This window comes from Streptomyces aquilus, assembly GCF_003955715.1.
In the GTDB taxonomy this organism is placed as follows: Bacteria; Actinomycetota; Actinomycetes; order Streptomycetales; family Streptomycetaceae; genus Streptomyces; species Streptomyces aquilus.
The window spans coordinates 3,338,807-3,355,684 of record NZ_CP034463.1 but is presented as its reverse complement, the minus strand read 5'-3'; the positions used below and the strand labels follow the sequence as shown (position 1 = coordinate 3,355,684).

Here is a 16,878-nt window from a genome sequence, read left to right as displayed (position 1 = left end):
CCATGGGATCACACCGCCACGTACGTCACCGGCTCGCTCCCCGCCACCGCCTCCGCCCGGCCCAGCTTCACCAGGCGCCGCAGATGCGCCTCCGCCTCCGAGACGGCGATGTTCCGCGATCCGTAAGGGATTTCGGCCCAGGGACGGTTCCACTCCATGCGCTCGGCGACCTGCCAGGGCGTGAGCGGCTCGACGAGCAACGTGCGCAGCCCGTCGAGGCGTTCCTCGTGATGGGTCAGCAACTCCCGTACCCGGGCGGGCGCGTCGGTGAAGACGTACTGGTGGGCGGGGAGGACCTCCGCGGGGGCGAGGCGGCCGACGCGTTCCAGGGAGTCGAGGTAGTCGCCGAGCGGGTCGGTGACGGTGGCGTCGTCGGGGTCCTCGTACAGGCCGATGTGCGGGGTGATCTCGGGGAGCAGGTGGTCGCCGGAGAACAGGCGGCCGTGGCCGGGGAGTCGGGCCGGGTGCTGTTCCTCCAGGTGGAGGCAGACATGGCCCGGGGTGTGGCCCGGCGTCCAGATCGCGCGCAGGCGGCGGCCGGGGAGGGGCAGGAGGTCGCCGGGGACGATCTCGCGGTCCGGTACGGCGGGGGAGAAGCCGGGGAGGCGGCGCGGGCGGGCGGTGCGGAGGGGGGCCACATGGTCTTCGGGGGCGCCCGCCGCCTCCAACTTGGCCGTCATGTAGGCGAACCAGCGCTCGGGGCGGGTCTCGCCGGTGCGGCGGACGATGGCCGCGTCCGCCGCGTGCATCGCGATCCAGGCGCCGGACGCCTCCCGCACCTGGCCCGACAGGCCGTGGTGGTCCGGGTGGTGATGGGTGATCACCACCCCGTGGATGTCGGTGGGTGAGGTGCCGCATGCCTCCAGGCCCTCGGCGAGGGTGTCCCAGGACGCCGGGTCGTCCCATCCGGTGTCGACCAGTACCGGGCCGGCGTCGGTGTCGACGACGTACACGAGCGTGTAGCCCAGGGGGTTGTCCGGGATGGGGACTCGAGCGGACCGGACGCCGCCGCCGTGATCACTGACCTGTGTCATGGGCTCCCCTGTCGCCGCGTTCCGGCCACTATAACTAGAACGGGTTTCGATGGGAGCCCCGGTCACCCAACCGGGGTGCTGTGCGGTCTGTGGACTCCTCCCAGTGGAACTGGTATCAGTTCCGGTATCTGATGAACCGTCAGAGTCAGCTCCCGGGGAGGCAGTCGGCCATGACCGAGCTCGTGGAACACGGACAGCTGTTCATCGGCGGGGAGTTGACCGACCCCCACGGCAAGGACGTCATCGAGGTGATCTCCCCGCACACCGAGGAGGTCATCGGACGCGTCCCGCACGCCGCGCAGGCGGACGTGGACGCCGCCGTCGCCGCCGCCCGGCGCGCCTTCGACGAGGGGCCCTGGCCGCGGATGAGCCTCGACGAGCGCATCGAGGTCGTCACCCGGATCAAGGACGGCATCCTCACCCGGCACGAGGAGATCGCCCGCGTGATCTCCTCCGAGAACGGGTCGCCGTACTCCTGGAGCGTCCTCGCGCAGGCGCTCGGCGCGATGATGGTGTGGGACGCGGCGATCACCGTCGCACGGAACTTCACGTACGAGGAGCAGCGCGACGGCGTGCTCGGGAAGATCCTCGTGCGGCGCGAACCGGTGGGCGTCGTCGCGGCCGTGGTGCCGTGGAACGTCCCGCAGTTCGTCGCCGCCGCCAAGCTCGCGCCCGCGCTGCTCACCGGCTGTACGGTGATCCTCAAGCCGTCGCCGGAGTCCCCGCTGGACGCGTATCTGCTCGCCGAGATCACGCGGGAGGCCGGGCTGCCGGAGGGCGTGCTGTCGATCCTCCCCGCCGACCGTGAGGTCAGCGAGTACCTGGTCGGGCATCCGGGCGTGGACAAGGTCTCCTTCACCGGGTCGGTGGCCGCGGGCAAGCGCGTGATGGAGGTCGCGTCACGGAACCTGACCCGGGTCACCCTCGAACTGGGCGGCAAATCGGCGGCGGTCGTGCTGCCGGACGCGGACGTCGAGTCGACGGTCGCCGGTGTCGTCCCGGCCGCCTGGATGAACAACGGCCAGGCGTGCGTCGCCCAGACCCGCATCCTCCTCCCGCGCTCCCGCTACGACGAGTTCGCGGACGCCTTCGCGGCGGCGGCGAGCGCGCTGGTGGTCGGCGACCCGCTGGACCCGGCGACGCAGGTCGGGCCCCTGGTGGCGCAACGCCAGCAGCGACGCAACCTCGACTACATACGGATCGGCCAGGAGGAGGGCGCGAAGATCCTCACCGGCGGCGGCCGTCCGCCCGGCCTGGACAAGGGCTGGTACGTGGAGCCCACCCTCTTCGGCGACGTCGACAACTCCATGCGGATCGCCCGCGAGGAGATCTTCGGCCCGGTCATCTGCCTTCTCCCGTACGGCGACGAGGCCGAGGCCGCGAAGATCGCGAACGACTCCGACTACGGGCTCAGCGGCAGCGTGTGGACGGCGGACGTGGCCCACGGCATCGAGTTCGCGCGCGGGGTGCGGACGGGCACGTACAACGTCAACACCTTCAGCCTGGACATGTTCGGCCCGTTCGGCGGCTACAAGAACTCAGGGCTCGGGCGGGAGTTCGGGCCGGAGGGCTACGGCGAGTTCCTCGAACACAAGATGATCCATCTGCCGGCCGGCTGGGAGGCGTGAGGGGGCAGCCATGGGCGACCGCTGGCAAGTGGAGGTCGACCGGTCGATCTGCATCGGCTCGGCCCAGTGCGTCCACCGCGCCCAGGGCGCCTTCCGGCTCGACTCCGGCATGCAGTCCCACCCCGTGGAGCCGGAGACCGACGCCAACGAGAAGGTCCTGGAGGCCGCCGAGAACTGCCCGGTCGAGGCGATCATGATCACGCTGCTGGGCAGCGGGGAGCCGGTGTTCCCGCCCGAGGAGTGAAGGCTCACAAGGAGGACTGGCCGCGCGGCCGAGGCCTTCGAGGAGGTGCTCGCGCACTTTCCGGATGAGTCGGATGAGCCGGATGAGAAGGACAGCGCGGTGTGGTGGTACGACGCAGCGTTCGCTTGATCCGCCGGGCAGGCCCTGGCCGCGAGGCCGCCGCCCGCGCGCCACGGGGGGAAGGCGACCCGGCGTACTGGAACCTCGGTATCGCGGCGACCATCCAGCGTGACTGGGCGACGGCACGGGACGCCTGGGTGGGCTTCGGCATTCGACTCCCGGACGGGGAGGGCGAGATCACCGGCCGCTTCGGACACGCGTGCGTGCGGCTCGACACGGGCGGCGAGCGGGAGGTCGTATGGGTCGAACGGCTGTGTCCGACCCGCGGCCGGGTGGTGAACGTGCCCGTCACCGGCGGACGGCGCTACGGCGAGATCGTCGTCCACGACGGCGCCCCGAACGGCGAGCGGATCGTCGACGGCACCACCTTCCCCGTCTTCGACGAACTGCTGCTCCTCCAGGAGTCCGAGCTGCCGACCCTGGAGGTGACCGTCGCCGCGGGCGAGCGCGCCGACCTGGAAGCGCTGGTCGGCCTGTTCACCGAGCACGGCTACGGCGTCGAGCCCGCGAGCAGCCTCCGGATGCTGTGCGCCTGTTGCAGCGAGGGCACCCACGAGCAGCAGCGCAGCGTCGAGGCGGGCGCCCAGCGGCTCGCGCTCGCGGCCCCGCCGGAGGAGGCGCGCCGGCTGCTGGAGCGGTGGGCGGCGGAGGCGGCGATCGGACGGAGCTGGAGCGGGCTGGAGCCGGTCGGATAGGCGGGGCGGGGCCGCGAAAAAATATCCTTATTGGGGGGTTCCGTCCAGGTTCCGGCGTTCTATCCTGGAAGTGGCCTACGGGACGAGTGAGGGAGCCCGAGCGGAGTAGCCGACTCTGGCGCGACGCGGAAGCAGCGCATCCGCCGGTGCCGACGTCGACGGTCGGGCTGAGAGGCCGGAAGGCAGCGGTCAGGCCGGAAGGCGACCCCCAGAACCTGATCCGGACCATGCCGGCGAAGGGAACCCGTCTCGTAGGTTCCTTATGTGTCCTCCGGTGCCGTGAGGTCGATCAGTCGGCACACCGTCTCGATGTCGATCTTGACCTGGGCGATGGAGGCCCGCCCCGAGAGCCAGGTGATCAGCGCCGAGTGCCAGGTGTGCTCGATGACCCGGACCGCGGAGAGCTGGTCCGGAGTCGGGTCCGCGAGCCCCATCGCGTCCAGGATGATCACCGTGGTCTGCCGGGAGACCTGGTCGACCTCGGGGGAGACGCTGCGGTCGGCGAAGGTGAGGGCGCGGACCATCGCGTCGGCCAGATGCGGCTCGCGCTGGAGGGCGCGGAAAGCGCGCATCAGGGTCTCCGCGACCCGCTCGGCCGCCGTCTCGCCCTGCGGGGGCTTCTTCCGCAACGTGCCGTGCATGTGCTCCAGTTGGTCCTGCATGGTCGCGACCAGCAGATGCACCTTGGAGGGGAAATACCGGTACAGCGTGCCGAGCGCCACCTGGGAGGACTCCGCGACCTCCCGCATCTGCACGGCGTCGAAGCCGCCCCGGCTCGCCAGTTGGGCGCTCGCGTGCAGGATGCGGCGCCGACGGGCCTCCTGCCGTTCGGTGAGCGGCGGCGAGTCGGTCCGCACCGTACCGGCTTCGACCTTGACCGGCTTGACCGGTCTGGCCGGTGGCTTGGCTTGCGCTGGCATGGGTCGGGTCCCGTTCCGTGACAATCGGTGAGGGCGAATGATCGCACAGCATGACAGGGGCTTCGGCCGTGGCGCGAATCACCTGATCCACTGCTCACACCGCCCCTACCTGCCGGTAGATTCAGAGCCTCTTGGACGATCAAGTCTGAAACTTGTTCTAGATTAGCGTCCCGGCGTAATCTCGCGGGAAACAGCAGGGAGAAGGGGGCCCGGAGTGACCGCTGAGGCCAGTCAGGCGGGGTCCCAGGAGGACCCGGCCGCGGACGGCGAGCGACCGCTCAACATCGCACTCCTCACCTATAAGGGAAACCCGTTCTGCGGCGGCCAGGGCGTCTACGTCCGCCACCTCTCCCGCGAACTGGCCCGCCTCGGCCACCGCGTCGAGGTCATCGGCTCCCAGCCGTACCCGGTCCTGGACCCGGGACTGGAGGACCGGCTGTCCCTCACGGAGCTGCCGAGCCTCGACCTCTACCGCTCCCCGGACCCCTTCCGCACCCCGAAGCGCGACGAGTACCGCGACTGGATCGACGCCCTCGAGGTCGGCACCATGTGGACCGGCGGCTTCCCCGAGCCCCTCACCTTCTCGCTCCGCGCCCGCCGCCATCTGCGCGCAAGACGCGGCGAGTTCGACGTCGTCCACGACAACCAGACGCTCGGATACGGCCTGCTGGGCGACGTCGGCGCCCCCCTGGTCACCACCATCCACCACCCCATCACCGTGGACCGGCAGTTGGAGCTGGACGCGGCCGAGGGCTGGAAGCGCCGCTACTCGGTCCGCCGCTGGTACGCCTTCACCCGCATGCAGAAGCGCGTCGCCCGCCGGCTGCCCTCGGTCCTGACCGTCTCCGGCACCTCCCGCCAGGAGATCGTCGACCACCTCGGCGTCCGCGACGACCGCATCCACGTCGTCCACATCGGCGCCGACACCGACCTGTTCAAGCCGGACGCGTCCGTACGACGGGTGCCCGGCCGGATCGTCACCACCTCCAGCGCCGACGTCCCGCTCAAGGGCCTCATCTACCTCGTCGAGGCCCTCGCCAAGGTCCGCGTCGAACACCCCGACGCCCACCTCGTCGTCGTCGGCAAGCGCGCCGAGGACGGACCCGTAGCCCAGGCCATCGAGCGGTACGGCCTCGAAGGCGCCGTCGACTTCGTCAAGGGCATCACCGACGCCGAACTCGTCGACCTGGTCCGCTCGGCCGAGATCGCCTGCGTCCCGTCGCTCTACGAGGGCTTCTCCCTCCCGGCGGCGGAGGCCATGGCCACGGGAACACCGCTGCTGGCGACGACCGGCGGAGCGATCCCCGAGGTCGCAGGACCGGACGGAGAGACCTGCCTCGCCGTCCCACCCGGCGACGCGGGGGCGCTGGCCGCCGGTCTGGGCCGGTTGCTGAGCGACCCGGAGTTGAGGGCTCGGCTCGGCGCGGCCGGACGTGAGCGGGTACTGGCGAAGTTCACCTGGGCCCGGGCCGCAGAGGGAACGGTGGCCAGGTACCGAGACGCGATGGGTCGCTCCGCGACCCCGCTTCCCGGCCGCTCCGCGGCCTCAGTGACTGTGACAGGCATCTCATCCGAAAGCAGGGCCACGTGCTGACCGTCGACTTCTCCCGGTTCCCGCTCGCCCCGGGCGACCGCGTCCTGGACCTCGGCTGCGGAGCCGGCCGGCACGCGTTCGAGTGCTACCGGCGCGGCGCCCAGGTCGTCGCCCTGGACCAGAACGCCGAGGAGATCCGCGAGGTCGCGAAGTGGTTCGCGGCGATGAAGGAGGCCGGCGAGGCCCCCGAGGGCGCCACCGCCACCGCCATGGAGGGCGACGCCCTCGCGCTCCCCTTCCCGGACGAGTCCTTCGACGTCGTGATCATCTCCGAGGTCATGGAGCACATCCCGGACGACAAGGGCGTACTCGCCGAGATGGTGCGGGTGCTCAAGCCCGGCGGCCGGATCGCCGTCACCGTCCCGCGCTACGGCCCCGAGAAGGTCTGCTGGGCGCTCTCCGACGCCTACCACGAGGTCGAGGGCGGCCACATCCGCATCTACAAGGCGGACGAACTGCTCGCGAAGATCCGCGAGGCCGGCCTCAAGCCGTACGGCACCCACCACGCGCACGCGCTGCACTCCCCGTACTGGTGGCTGAAGTGCGCGTTCGGCGTCGACAACGACAAGGCGCTGCCGGTGAAGGCGTACCACAAGCTCCTGGTCTGGGACATCATGAAGAAACCGCTCGCGACCCGGGTCGCCGAGCAGGCCCTCAACCCGCTGATCGGCAAGAGCTTCGTGGCGTACGCGACCAAGCCGCACCTGCCGCGGGTGGACGCCAAGTGACCACTCCCCGGACAGAACACCTGGTCCTGCCCGGGGTGCTGACCGCCGAGCAGGCCGCCGCGACCGTCGCCGGCATCCTCGCCGTACAGCGGGAGGACGGCGCGATCCCCTGGTTCCGCGGCCACCACCTCGACCCGTGGGACCACACCGAGGCCGCGATGGCCCTCGACGCGGCCGGCGAACACGAGGCGGCGGAGCGGGCGTACGACTGGCTGGCCCGGCACCAGAACACGGACGGCTCCTGGTACGCGGCGTACCAGGACGGGGACTTCGCCGAGGTCACCGACCGGGGCCGCGAGACCAACTTCGTCGCCTACATGGCCGTAGGGGTGTGGCACCACTACCTCTCGACCGGCGACGACACCTTCCTGGACCGCATGTGGCCGTCGGTCTACGCGGCGATGGAGTACGTCCTGCGGCTGCAACAGCCCGGCGGCCAGATCGGCTGGAAGGGCGAGGAGGACGGCAGCTTCACGACGGACGCGCTGCTGACCGGCTCCTCCTCCATCCACCACGCGCTGCGGTGCGCCCTGGCCATCGCCGAACAGCGCGAAGAGGCCCAACCGGACTGGGAGTTGGCGGTAGGGGCACTGCGCCACGCGATCCGCCGCCATCCGGAGCGGTTCCTGGACAAGGACCGCTACTCGATGGACTGGTACTACCCCGTCCTGGGCGGCGCGTTGACGGGCGTGGAGGCCAAGTCCCGGGTGGAGAAGGACTGGGACCGCTTCGTCGTCCCCGGCCTCGGGGTGCGCTGCGTCGTCCCCAACCCGTGGGTGACGGGCGGCGAGTCGGCCGAACTCGCCCTGGCCCTCTGGGCGATGGGCGAGTCCGACCGCGCGCTGGAGATCCTCCAGTCCATCCAGCACCTGCGGGACGAGGAGTCCGGCCTGTACTGGACGGGCTACGTCTTCGAGGACGACGCGATCTGGCCGCGGGAACTCACGACCTGGACGGCCGGATCGCTGCTGCTCGCGGTCGCCGCGCTGGGCGGCGACGAGGCGACCTGCCAGGTCTTCGGCGGGGAACAGCTGCCGAAGGGCCTGGACCCGGACTGCTGCGCCTGACGGCTCACGTCAGTGGCGGTGCACCCGGTTGGCGATGGCGTGCCCGACGAACAGGTACACCACGGCCGCCAGCCCGTACCCGGCGACGACCCGCGCCCACGCCTCGTCGAACGTGAACAGGTCATGGCTCCAGCCCGCCAGCCACCGGGCCGCGTCGTGGATGAACTGCACGAAGTCGTTCGCGCGGTTCGCGTCCAGCAGGTACATCAGAATCCAGAGGCCCAGAATGAGGGCCATGATGTCGGCGACGACCGCTATGACCGTGCCGGCCGAATTGGCACCGCGATATCGAGAGGACATAACCAGCGGGTTGCCGCTCAACCGTGTATGAAACCCGAACGGGTTCGCCCGGGTGGCGACGGGCACACGGCGGGGTGAAGCTGCCGGGAGACGTGGACGAACCCTCCCGGAGGCCCCCGTGCCCGCACCGCTCCGCCGCCTGCTGGTGGCGCCGACGCTCTGCTGCGTCCTGCTCGCCGGGGCCACGGCCTGCGGTGGCGACGACGACAGCGGCGCCGCGACGACCCCCACGGCCTCCGTGACGTCCTCCGCCACGGCCTCCGCCGAGCGGCAGAAGTTCGCCAAGACCCGGTTCGTGGCGAACGCGGGGCTGGCGGCCGGGGCGACCTACCAGTGGATCGTGAAGCCCTGGCGGGCGGGGAAGTTCAAGAGCGGCGCGGACGGCCGCAGGGTGGCGCTGGTGAAAGCAGGTCTCGCCGGCACCTTCGCCTACAACCGCCTCAAGGCCGCCTCCCGCAACGCCGCGGGCGACCCGACCCTCGCCAAGGCGGTCGCCCCGCTCACGGCGGGCATCGACGCCCTGAAGGACCTCCCGTCGAAGCTCCGCAAGGGCGACACGAGCGTCGCCGGCACCTTCGACGACGTCATCAACCAGGTGAAGGACGCGGGCAGGACCGCGGGCGCGGAGGTCACGGAGAAGGTGCCGTCGGCCGCGCAGCTCACGTCGGGTTGAGCTCCGCCAGCACCCGCAGGGTGGCGCGGTCCGGCGCCAGCGCGAGCAGATCGGTCACCGGCCCCTTCCGCCACAACTCCAGCCGCTCGGCGATGCGTTCACGCGGCCCGACGAGGGAGATCTCGTCGGCGAAGGCGTCGGGGACGGCCAACACCGCCTCCTCCCTGCGGCCTTCGAGGAACAGCCGCTGAATCCGGCGCGCCTCCTCCTCGTACCCCATGCGGGCCATGAGGTCGGCGTGGAAGTTGCGACGGGCGTGGCCCATGCCGCCGATGTAGAAGCCGAGCATGGTCTTCACCGGGAGCAGACCTTCGGCGATGTCGTCGCAGACCCGCACCTGGGCCATCGGCGCGACGAGGAAACCGTCGGGGGCGTCGGCGAGGGAGGCCTCGTACACCTCGGGGCGGGTGGGGGACCAGTACAGGGGGAGCCAGCCGTCGGCGATACGGGTGGTCTGGGCGATGTTCTTGGGGCCCTCGGCGCCGAGGAGGACCGGGAGGCCGGGGCGGAGGGGGTGGGTGATGGGCTTGAGGGGTTTGCCGAGGCCGGTGGCGTCGGGGCCGGTGTAGGGGTGGGAGTGGAAGCGGCCGTCGACCTCGACGGGCCCCTCGCGGCGCAGGACTTGGCGTACGACGTCGACGTACTCGCGGGTCGCGGTGAGCGGCGACTTGGGGAACGGACGGCCGTACCAGCCCTCCACCACCTGCGGCCCGGACAGGCCCAGGCCGAGCATCATGCGGCCGCCGGAGAGGTGGTCGAGGGTGAGGGCGTGCATCGCGGTGGTGGTGGGGGAGCGGGCCGCCATCTGGGCAACGGCGGTGCCGAGCTTGATGGTTGTGGTGTGGGCGGCGATCCAGGTGAGGGGCGTGAAGACGTCCGACCCCCAGGACTCGGCGGTCCACACGGAGTCGTAACCGAGCCGCTCGGCCTCCTGCGCGAGCGGAACGTGCTCCGGGTTGGGGCCACGCCCCCAGTAGCCGAGCGCGAGACCGAGCCGCATGCCTGCCTCCTGACGGTACGTCAGACTCCGGTCGGGGAGGCGACTGTACGACAACGGCCCCCCACCCGGAAGGGAGAGGGGCCGTGCGTTGGTTGTCGCTCGGGGCTCAGCCGCGCTGGATGCCCGAGGTGTCCTGAAGGACGCCGCGACGGCCGTCCTGCGTCTGGGCGACGAGGGCCGGGCCGCGCTGCTCGACGGCCAGGTACCAGGTGCCCGGCGCCAGTTCGGCGATCGGCGTCTGCGAGCCGTCCTCGGCGAAGAGGGGGCGCGGGACGGGGACGGCGAACCAGAACGGGGAGAAGTCCGACGCGGCCGGCGCGGGCTGCCCCGGCTGCGGCTGCGGCTGACCGGCGTTGAACGGAGCCGTCGGTTGCGGCTGACCACCGTAGGGCTGACCGGGCTGCGGGGCACCGGCACCGGGGTAGCCGTAGCCGCCGGGGGGCTGGGCGCCGTAGGGCTGGGGGGCGGCGGGGCCGGGGGCGGGGAGGAGGGCGCCCTTGAGGGCGGGGAGCAACGGGGTGGCGACGGCCGCAGCGGCCAGGACCAGAGCGGCGATGAAGCCGAGGATGAGACCGGCGGCAGCGCTGGCGCCGTCACCGACATCCACGAGGGCCCAGAACAGGCTCCAGGCGGTGAGCACGGTGAACGCCGCGCCGACCGTCCCGAGGTCCAGGCCGGCAACCTTGCGCGGCTGCGGCAGAAGACGGTTGACGACGATCAGGGCGGCACCGATGACACCGCCCATGTAAGTGCCGAGGCCGTTGCCCAGGTTGTCCCACGCAGTTACGTCGAGGTCGTAGCCCTTGACGGTGTAGAGGTTGAGGAACGACGCGATGAACAGCAACACCGCTGCTCCGATCACCACGCCGTCGCCTCGAGTGAGGGAGCGGATATTCACTTCAAGGTCCTTCGGTTCAGTCGTCTCGTCATCGGCTCGCTGGAGGCGTCGCTGTCACCATGTCGCCGTCAGGCCCGGGTGTGAAGCGCGGGGGTGGCCCCTCATCGTAAAGACGACCTTATCGTCCGTCCGACGAAGCTGTCCGCAGGGATCAACCCGCGAACCACTAGCCGCGCAGGAAACTCACGATTCCTTCAGAGATCCCCTGCGCCGCCTTCTGCCGCCAAGCACCGCTGGTCAGCTGTGCCGCGTCCTTGGTATCGCGCATGTTGCCGCACTCGATGAACACCTTGGGAACCGTTGACAGATTGAGACCGCCCAGGTCCTTACGCGTGACGAGCCCGGTGCCGTCGCCGACGTAGTTGGAGGGGGCGCTGCCCGTGGCGCGGACGAACTTGCCCGCGATGCGTTCGCCGAGGTCCGCGGAGGCGGCGACGATCGGGCGGGTGTCGGCGGCGCCCGCGTGGACGCTGCCCGGAAGGATGACGTGGAAGCCGCGTTGACCGGCGCCCGCGCCGTCGGCGTGGATGGAGACGACCGCGTCGGCGTGGGCCTTGTTGCCGATGCGGGCCCGCTCGTCGACGCAGGGGCCGTACGTCCGGTCGCCGTCCTGCGTCAACTTCACCGTGGCGCCCTGCTGTTCGAGGAGCTTGCGCAGCCGGTGGGCGACGTCGAGGGTGAACTTAGCCTCGGTGTAACCGGAATTGGTGGAGGTGCCCGTCGTATCGCATTCCTTCCAGTTCGTGCCGATGTTCACCTTCTTGTTGATCTCGGCCGTGTGCTGGAAGTTGCTCGGGTTGTGCCCGGGGTCGATGACGACGACCTTGCCCTTGAGGGGGCCGGAGGCGGCGGGGGCGGAGGTGGAGGGGGTCTTGCTCGGGCTCGGGCTCGGCTTTTCGTCGTCGGTCGACTTGGGGGTGGACCAGGGGGACGCCGGTGCGCTCGACGAGGAGGCCGGCGTACCCACGGCCTCGCTCGAATCGCCGCCCGTGCCGCCCACCGCCTCGTACACCAGCCAACCGAGCAGCGCGCCCGGCACGAGGGCGGCCACCGCGACCGTCAGGGGGCGGCGCCTGGGGCGGCGGGGCTGGGGAGGATCGAAGTCCGGGCCTACGTACGACACGACAGCCACCCTAGCGGCGGCGCACGGCGACGGCGGGTCGGCGCCGCCGGACGGGGCGTGTCATCCGAACGGCACACCGGCGTCGCTCACGGCCGGGCGGTATGCCGAGAATCGCCCATGAAATCACTTATGCGCTTCATAGTCGGCGCCGTCCTCACGACCGCCGCCCTCAGCACGTCCGCGGCGGCCCAGGCCGATCCGTTCCCCTGCACTCCGCCGGAGGACGCCTGCGCCGTCGACTACGTCTACGGTCAGCCGGGCGTCGGCACCGGCAACGTCATCCAGACCCCGGTCGACATCGACATCAACGTGAAGCCCTGAAGGCGCCTCAGATCCCCGTACCGACCCGTCGCAGCACGCGCAGCGTGTCGGTCGCGGAGACCTCCGTGAAGGCGCCGGACTCCAGCGCCCGCAGATAGATCCGGTACGGCGCCTGCCCGGTGAACTCGTCCTTCGGGTCCGGGTGCACGTCGTGGATGAGCAGCAGCCCGCCCTCCGCCACATGGGGCGCCCAGCCCTCGTAGTCGGCGGTGGCGTGCTCGTCGGTGTGGCCGCCGTCGATGAAGACGAGGCCGAGGGGAGCGCCCCAGACCTTCGCCACCTGCGGGGAACGGCCGACCAGCGCGACGATGTGGTCCTCCAGGCCGGCCCGGTGCAGGGTGCGGCGGAACGTCGGCAGCGTGTCCATCAGGCCGAGCTCCGGGTCGACCGTCTCCGGGTCGTGGTACTCCCAGCCGGGCTGCTGCTCCTCGCTGCCCCGGTGATGGTCGACGGTGAGCGCCGTCACCCCGCCGGCCCGGGCCGCGTCCGCGAGGAGGATCGCGGAACGCCCGCAGTACGTCCCGACTTCGAGGAGCGGAAGCCCGAGGGCCCCGGCTTCGACGGCGGCCGCGTACAGGGCGAGCCCTTCGTGCGTGGGCATGAACCCCTTCGCCTCCTCGAACGCGGCGAGGATCTCGGGCTTGGGTGCCGCGGCGGTCATGGGGTCCCTTTCGGTCGTACGAGGGTTTGGGTGCCCATGGTGCACCACACCGTTCCTAAAGACTGAGCGGGAGTGAGTCCTGTTGCCAGGTCTCATGCTCGGCCGAACGCCCCGGACGGTGTTGGGCGTTCTGGTTGCCCGCGTTCGCTCCGCGTCCGGGCGGCACGGATCGGGTCCGTGGTCCGGGAATGCGGCGGCGGGTTCCCTCACGCCCAGGAGCACCTGGTCTGGCCTGGACGGTCCGATGCCCCTGCTCATCACTCCGGTGAGCAGGGGGCGGTGCCGTCCGTCGCCGGATCGGGTGTGCCTGGGCGCGCCTTCCGATCGCCATGGCAGCAGCATCGTGGCGAGTGGTCTTACGGGTCCTCGTGGTGAGGGGGTTCTGCCAGTGCTGGGCACCCCACCGGCTGGTGTAGGCCGGGTCCACGGCGATGATGGCGATACCCGTCTGATCCGCCATCGAGGCCAGCCGCGCACGCAGCTTGCTGGTGGGCATGCCGGAGATCAGCTGCCGGAAGCGTGTGCGGCGGCCGTGTTTCTCCCGGGTCTTCTCGGCGGCGAAGTCCAGATCCTCGACCGCGATTGCTTTGACGCCGCACGCTTGGGCCCAGTGCAGGAGGCGGGTGAGCGTGTGGCGGACCTGGGCGTCACGGTGCTCGGCGGTGCCGGTCAGGTCGTAGGAGAAGCGGCGCGGGGTGCCGGTCGGGTTGCCGTGGGTGTCCAGGCGCCAGGCGGCGAGGTGGTCGGCGTTCATGTCGACGCCGATCACGCCGTGGGCGAGCGCCGCCTCGATCGCAAGGGTCGGGGTGGGCGGGATCTGCCAGGACGCGGTCAGATACCAGCGCTCCCGGCCGGTATCGAGGTGGATGCGGTAGGCGATGGCCCGGTTCGCCGCACCCGATCCGCCCACTCCTGCCCCCGGTGCGCGAACGTCACCCGGCAGGCCAGGACGTACCGGCCGTGCGGGAAGTTCGCCAGATACCCCAGTGGCGCGGGGAGGTTGATGCTCACCTCGCCGTCGGGGCTGATACGGATGGTCTCGTTGCCGTACCGCTTGCCCGCCTCACCGTCCGCCTGGCAGAACCAGCGCTCCGCCTCCCACCGCCCACCGCCCACGCCATTCCGACTCCGTGAGCCCTGCCGCCTCCAGGTGGTGGCGGGTGCGGGCCAGCTGTCTGCCACCGCGTACGACGTGCACAACACCGGTCTCGCGGTCGGCCCGCGCGGCGGCCAGCCGGTCTTCCAGTACCCGTAGCCGCCGGGACTTCGCATGCCATTCCCGCCGCGACCGGTAACCCCCCGGTGCCGTCTTCGTCCCCTTCTGCCTGACCGGCAGCGCCAGCCGGGCGGCGATGGTGCGGATGCCGGCTTCCAGGTTCTCAAGGTGAGCCAGCTGGCAGCGGCGGGCCAGCGCCCACTGATCATGCGTGGCCTTGGTGATACTGCCCGCCCACCGCGACGACGAGGCAGGGGTGAGCTCCCGCTTCCGCATGGCCCACGCCTCCGTGGAGTGCGCCATACCGTCCCGGCAGCGTGCCTTGAGATCCTTCGAGGCCAGCGACCCCAGATGCGCGCCGACCAGCCGCAGCACCTTCTCATCGCCGGGTGTCAGTTGCTTGAGACGGGTCCGGATGGCCACACCACTGGGACCGGACGCGACGAATGGCGGCGCGATGCTCCTCAGCTCACCCACCCCGCCACCCCCACCGCTCGCCCCCGAAGATTCCGTCGCCATGGGAAACGAGCACGACCCGTAAAGGTCACGCATTCGATGAGAGAACATCAGTTCCCCGCTTGAACCGATGCCAGGGGCGAGGCGCGCGCGGCACAACCGAGACCAGCATCACTCACTCCCGCTCACCAGAACACTCTTGAACGCACTCCAATGGCAGCAGCACCACACCCCCGCCATCTGCGTGACGGGGGTGTGGTGCAAGGGCCTTCAGGCGCGCGGGGCCGTATCCCTATGCGGCTCCGCCGCGTGGGCGCGACCGGCCACAGCCGACCCGCACCCGACAACGAACCCCTACGCGGTCACAGTCTCACCGGGCAACGAAAGATCCACGTCCACGGCACTGTCATCCCCCGCATGCGTGGCCGAAGAAGCAAGCGGCCCATGCCCGGAGGCCTTCGCCGCGAGCACGTACGCCCCCTCCGCCGGCACGGCAAGCGCATAGCTCCCGTCCTCCTCGGACAGCGTGGCTCCCGCCTGCCGCCCCCGCCGGTCGATGAGCGTCACCTTCGCCCGCGCGACGGGAGCACCGTCGGCGCCGAGGACCCGCCCCCGAAAGCCTCGCAGAGCCTCCTCCGCACGCTCCAGGTTCGCGTCCTCCTCGCTGCTCGCGTTGAGCCGCGGGGCACGGTCGGGCTTGGGGAGGAACAGGGCCATCAGCAGGCCGATCGCGACCGCGCCCGTCGCGATGAGGAAGGAGACGCGGAAGCCGTGCATCGTGGGGATCTCGACGCCGTTCACGGTGTTCGCGGTGTTGGCGAGGACCATGCCGATGACGGCGCTGGACACCGACGTGCCGATGGACCGCATCAGCGTGTTGAGGCCGTTCGCCGCGCCCGTCTCCGACGCGGGCACCGCGCCGACGATCAGGGCGGGGAGGGAGGAGTACGCGAGACCGATGCCCGCGCCGAGCACGACCGCGATGACCAGGCTCTGCCAGGCCGCGCTCATCAGGCCGAGGCCCGCGCCGTAGCCGATCGCGATGATCAGCATGCCGAGGATGAGGGTGAACTTGGGGCCGTACTTCGCGGAGAGGCGGGCGTAGACGGGCGCCGTGACCATCATCGTCAGGCCCAGCGGGGCGACCAGCAGACCGGCGACGACCATGGACTGGCCGAGGCCGTAGCCCGTGGCCTTCGGGAGCTGGAGCAGCTGGGGAAGGACGAGCGAGACGACGTAGAACGAGACACCGACCATGATCGAGGCCAGGTTGGTGAAGAGGACCGCCGGGCGGGCCGTGGTGCGCAGGTCGACGAGGGGGGCCGCGGCGCGGAGCTCGTAGACGCCCCACAGGACGAGGACGACGGCGGACGCGGCGAACAGGCCGAGCGTGGTGCCGGACGTCCAGCCCCAGTCGCTGCCCTTGGTGATGGGCAGCAGGAAGAGGACCAGGCCGGTGGAGAGGCCGAGGGCGCCGAGGAGGTCGAAGGTGCCTTCCGCGCGCATCGTCGATTCCGGTACGACGAGCAGGGTGAGCACGATGGAGAGCGCGCCGAGGCCCGCGGCGCCGTAGAAGAGGGCGTGCCAGTCGGCGTGCTGGGCGATCAGGGCGGCGAGGGGGAGGGCGAGGCCGCCGCCGACGCCGATGGAGGAACTCATCAGGGCCATCGCCGAGCCGAGCTTCTCGCGGGGCAGCATGTCGCGCATCAGGCCGATGCCGAGGGGGATCGCGCCCATGGCGAAGCCCTGGAGGGTGCGGCCGGCGATCATCACGAGCAGGTCGCTGGTGAGCGCGCTGACGAGGGCGCCGATCACCATGACCGAGAGGCTGGCGATCAGCATGCGGCGCTTGCCGTACAGGTCGCCGAGGCGGCCCATGATCGGGGTGGCGACGGCACCGGAGAGAAGGGTCGAGGTCAGGACCCAGGTGGCGTTGCTGGGGGCGGTGTCCAGCAGCTGCGGCAGGTCCTTGATGACGGGGACGAGCAGGGTCTGCATCACCGCGACGACGATGCCCGCGAACGCGAGCACCGGGACGACGGCGCCGCTTGCGGTGCGGGCGGGCTGGTCGGTCGGCGTAGGTCTCATGTGTGCAATGAACTCGGTGTGCCCGGGCAACTATTCCGATGCTTTGGTCAGCTAACGATTTCTTTATCTTCTCTTGGGAAACGGGGTCGCAGGCCGTACGTCGTACGTCGAA

16 protein-coding genes and 1 pseudogene are annotated in these 16,878 nt (G+C 70.8%); 8 read left to right on the top strand and 9 right to left on the bottom strand.

Annotated features, from left to right (window positions below; genetic code table 11):
* Positions 1 to 8: 8 nt before the first annotated feature.
* Positions 9 to 1,034: a Strvi_7410 family MBL fold metallo-hydrolase gene (locus tag EJC51_RS15455; protein ID WP_126271616.1), complete on the bottom strand. Its 1,026-nt coding sequence runs from the start codon at positions 1,032 to 1,034 to the stop codon at positions 9 to 11.
* A 170-nt stretch (positions 1,035 to 1,204) separates the two neighbouring features.
* On the opposite strand from EJC51_RS15455, the gene EJC51_RS15450 reads away from it, so the two are divergent.
* The 3 genes from EJC51_RS15450 (at position 1,205) to EJC51_RS15440 (ending at position 3,721) form a co-directional block, all read left to right on the top strand.
* Positions 1,205 to 2,662 carry an aldehyde dehydrogenase gene (locus tag EJC51_RS15450; RefSeq protein ID WP_126271615.1) on the top strand — a complete coding sequence of 486 codons (1,458 nt, stop codon included), beginning with the start codon at positions 1,205 to 1,207 and terminating at the stop codon, positions 2,660 to 2,662.
* Between the two features lie 10 nt (positions 2,663 to 2,672).
* Positions 2,673 to 2,906 (top strand): ferredoxin, encoded by a 234-nt coding sequence (locus EJC51_RS15445; RefSeq protein ID WP_059191465.1) that lies wholly within the window; start codon positions 2,673 to 2,675, stop codon positions 2,904 to 2,906.
* Positions 2,907 to 3,031: 125 nt separating this feature from the next.
* Positions 3,032 to 3,721: a tetratricopeptide repeat protein gene (locus EJC51_RS15440; RefSeq protein ID WP_244362645.1), complete on the top strand. Its 690-nt coding sequence runs from the start codon at positions 3,032 to 3,034 to the stop codon at positions 3,719 to 3,721.
* A 260-nt stretch (positions 3,722 to 3,981) separates the two neighbouring features.
* On the opposite strand, the gene EJC51_RS15435 is transcribed toward EJC51_RS15440, so the two are convergent.
* Positions 3,982 to 4,641, bottom strand: a complete 660-nt coding sequence (locus EJC51_RS15435) for a TetR family transcriptional regulator (RefSeq protein WP_126271614.1) — start codon at positions 4,639 to 4,641, stop codon at positions 3,982 to 3,984.
* 214 nt (positions 4,642 to 4,855) lie between these two features.
* On the opposite strand from EJC51_RS15435, the gene EJC51_RS15430 reads away from it, so the two are divergent.
* From EJC51_RS15430 to EJC51_RS15420, 3 genes are read left to right on the top strand one after another with little or no spacing between them, the layout of a single operon-like run.
* The gene (locus EJC51_RS15430; protein ID WP_126271613.1) at positions 4,856 to 6,235 is read left to right on the top strand and encodes a glycosyltransferase family 4 protein; all 1,380 of its coding nucleotides are present in this window, start codon (positions 4,856 to 4,858) and stop codon (positions 6,233 to 6,235) included.
* Entirely contained in the window at positions 6,229 to 6,963 is a 735-nt protein-coding gene (locus EJC51_RS15425; RefSeq protein ID WP_079312111.1) for a class I SAM-dependent methyltransferase, read from the top strand. The genes EJC51_RS15430 and EJC51_RS15425 overlap by 7 nt, the downstream gene beginning before the upstream one ends.
* Positions 6,960 to 8,030 (top strand): prenyltransferase/squalene oxidase repeat-containing protein, encoded by a 1,071-nt coding sequence (locus EJC51_RS15420; protein ID WP_126271612.1) that lies wholly within the window; start codon positions 6,960 to 6,962, stop codon positions 8,028 to 8,030. The genes EJC51_RS15425 and EJC51_RS15420 overlap by 4 nt, the downstream gene beginning before the upstream one ends.
* 9 nt (positions 8,031 to 8,039) lie before the next feature.
* Here the strand turns inward: EJC51_RS15420 and EJC51_RS15415 are convergent, their stop codons facing one another.
* Positions 8,040 to 8,330 (bottom strand): hypothetical protein, encoded by a 291-nt coding sequence (locus EJC51_RS15415; RefSeq protein WP_126271611.1) that lies wholly within the window; start codon positions 8,328 to 8,330, stop codon positions 8,040 to 8,042.
* 118 nt (positions 8,331 to 8,448) lie between these two features.
* On the opposite strand from EJC51_RS15415, the gene EJC51_RS15410 reads away from it, so the two are divergent.
* Positions 8,449 to 9,003, top strand: coding sequence for a hypothetical protein (locus EJC51_RS15410; RefSeq protein WP_126271610.1), 555 nt, complete (start codon positions 8,449 to 8,451; stop codon positions 9,001 to 9,003).
* Here the strand turns inward: EJC51_RS15410 and EJC51_RS15405 are convergent.
* The 3 genes from EJC51_RS15405 to EJC51_RS15395 form a co-directional block, all read right to left on the bottom strand.
* Entirely contained in the window at positions 8,990 to 10,003 is a 1,014-nt protein-coding gene (locus tag EJC51_RS15405; protein ID WP_126271609.1) for an LLM class F420-dependent oxidoreductase, read from the bottom strand. The genes EJC51_RS15410 and EJC51_RS15405 overlap by 14 nt on opposite strands.
* A gap of 106 nt (positions 10,004 to 10,109) precedes the next feature.
* Entirely contained in the window at positions 10,110 to 10,868 is a 759-nt protein-coding gene (locus EJC51_RS15400; protein ID WP_126271608.1) for a DUF5336 domain-containing protein, read from the bottom strand.
* 199 nt (positions 10,869 to 11,067) lie between these two features.
* Complete coding sequence (locus EJC51_RS15395) at positions 11,068 to 12,024, bottom strand: N-acetylmuramoyl-L-alanine amidase (protein ID WP_126271607.1); 957 nt, start codon at positions 12,022 to 12,024, stop codon at positions 11,068 to 11,070.
* Positions 12,025 to 12,153: 129 nt separating this feature from the next.
* Here EJC51_RS15395 and EJC51_RS15390 point away from each other — a divergent pair, with 129 nt between their 5' ends.
* Positions 12,154 to 12,345: a chaplin family protein gene (locus tag EJC51_RS15390; protein WP_166682860.1), complete on the top strand. Its 192-nt coding sequence runs from the start codon at positions 12,154 to 12,156 to the stop codon at positions 12,343 to 12,345.
* A 7-nt stretch (positions 12,346 to 12,352) separates the two neighbouring features.
* Here the strand turns inward: EJC51_RS15390 and EJC51_RS15385 are convergent, their stop codons facing one another.
* The 3 genes and pseudogenes from EJC51_RS15385 to EJC51_RS15375 form a co-directional block, all read right to left on the bottom strand.
* Entirely contained in the window at positions 12,353 to 13,006 is a 654-nt protein-coding gene (locus tag EJC51_RS15385) for a class I SAM-dependent methyltransferase (protein WP_126271605.1), read from the bottom strand.
* Positions 13,007 to 13,061: 55 nt separating this feature from the next.
* Positions 13,062 to 14,699, bottom strand: a pseudogene (locus tag EJC51_RS15380) (nuclease/transposase family protein).
* Positions 14,700 to 15,032: 333 nt separating this feature from the next.
* Positions 15,033 to 16,766: an MFS transporter gene (locus EJC51_RS15375; protein WP_126271604.1), complete on the bottom strand. Its 1,734-nt coding sequence runs from the start codon at positions 16,764 to 16,766 to the stop codon at positions 15,033 to 15,035.
* Positions 16,767 to 16,878: the final 112 nt, after the last annotated feature.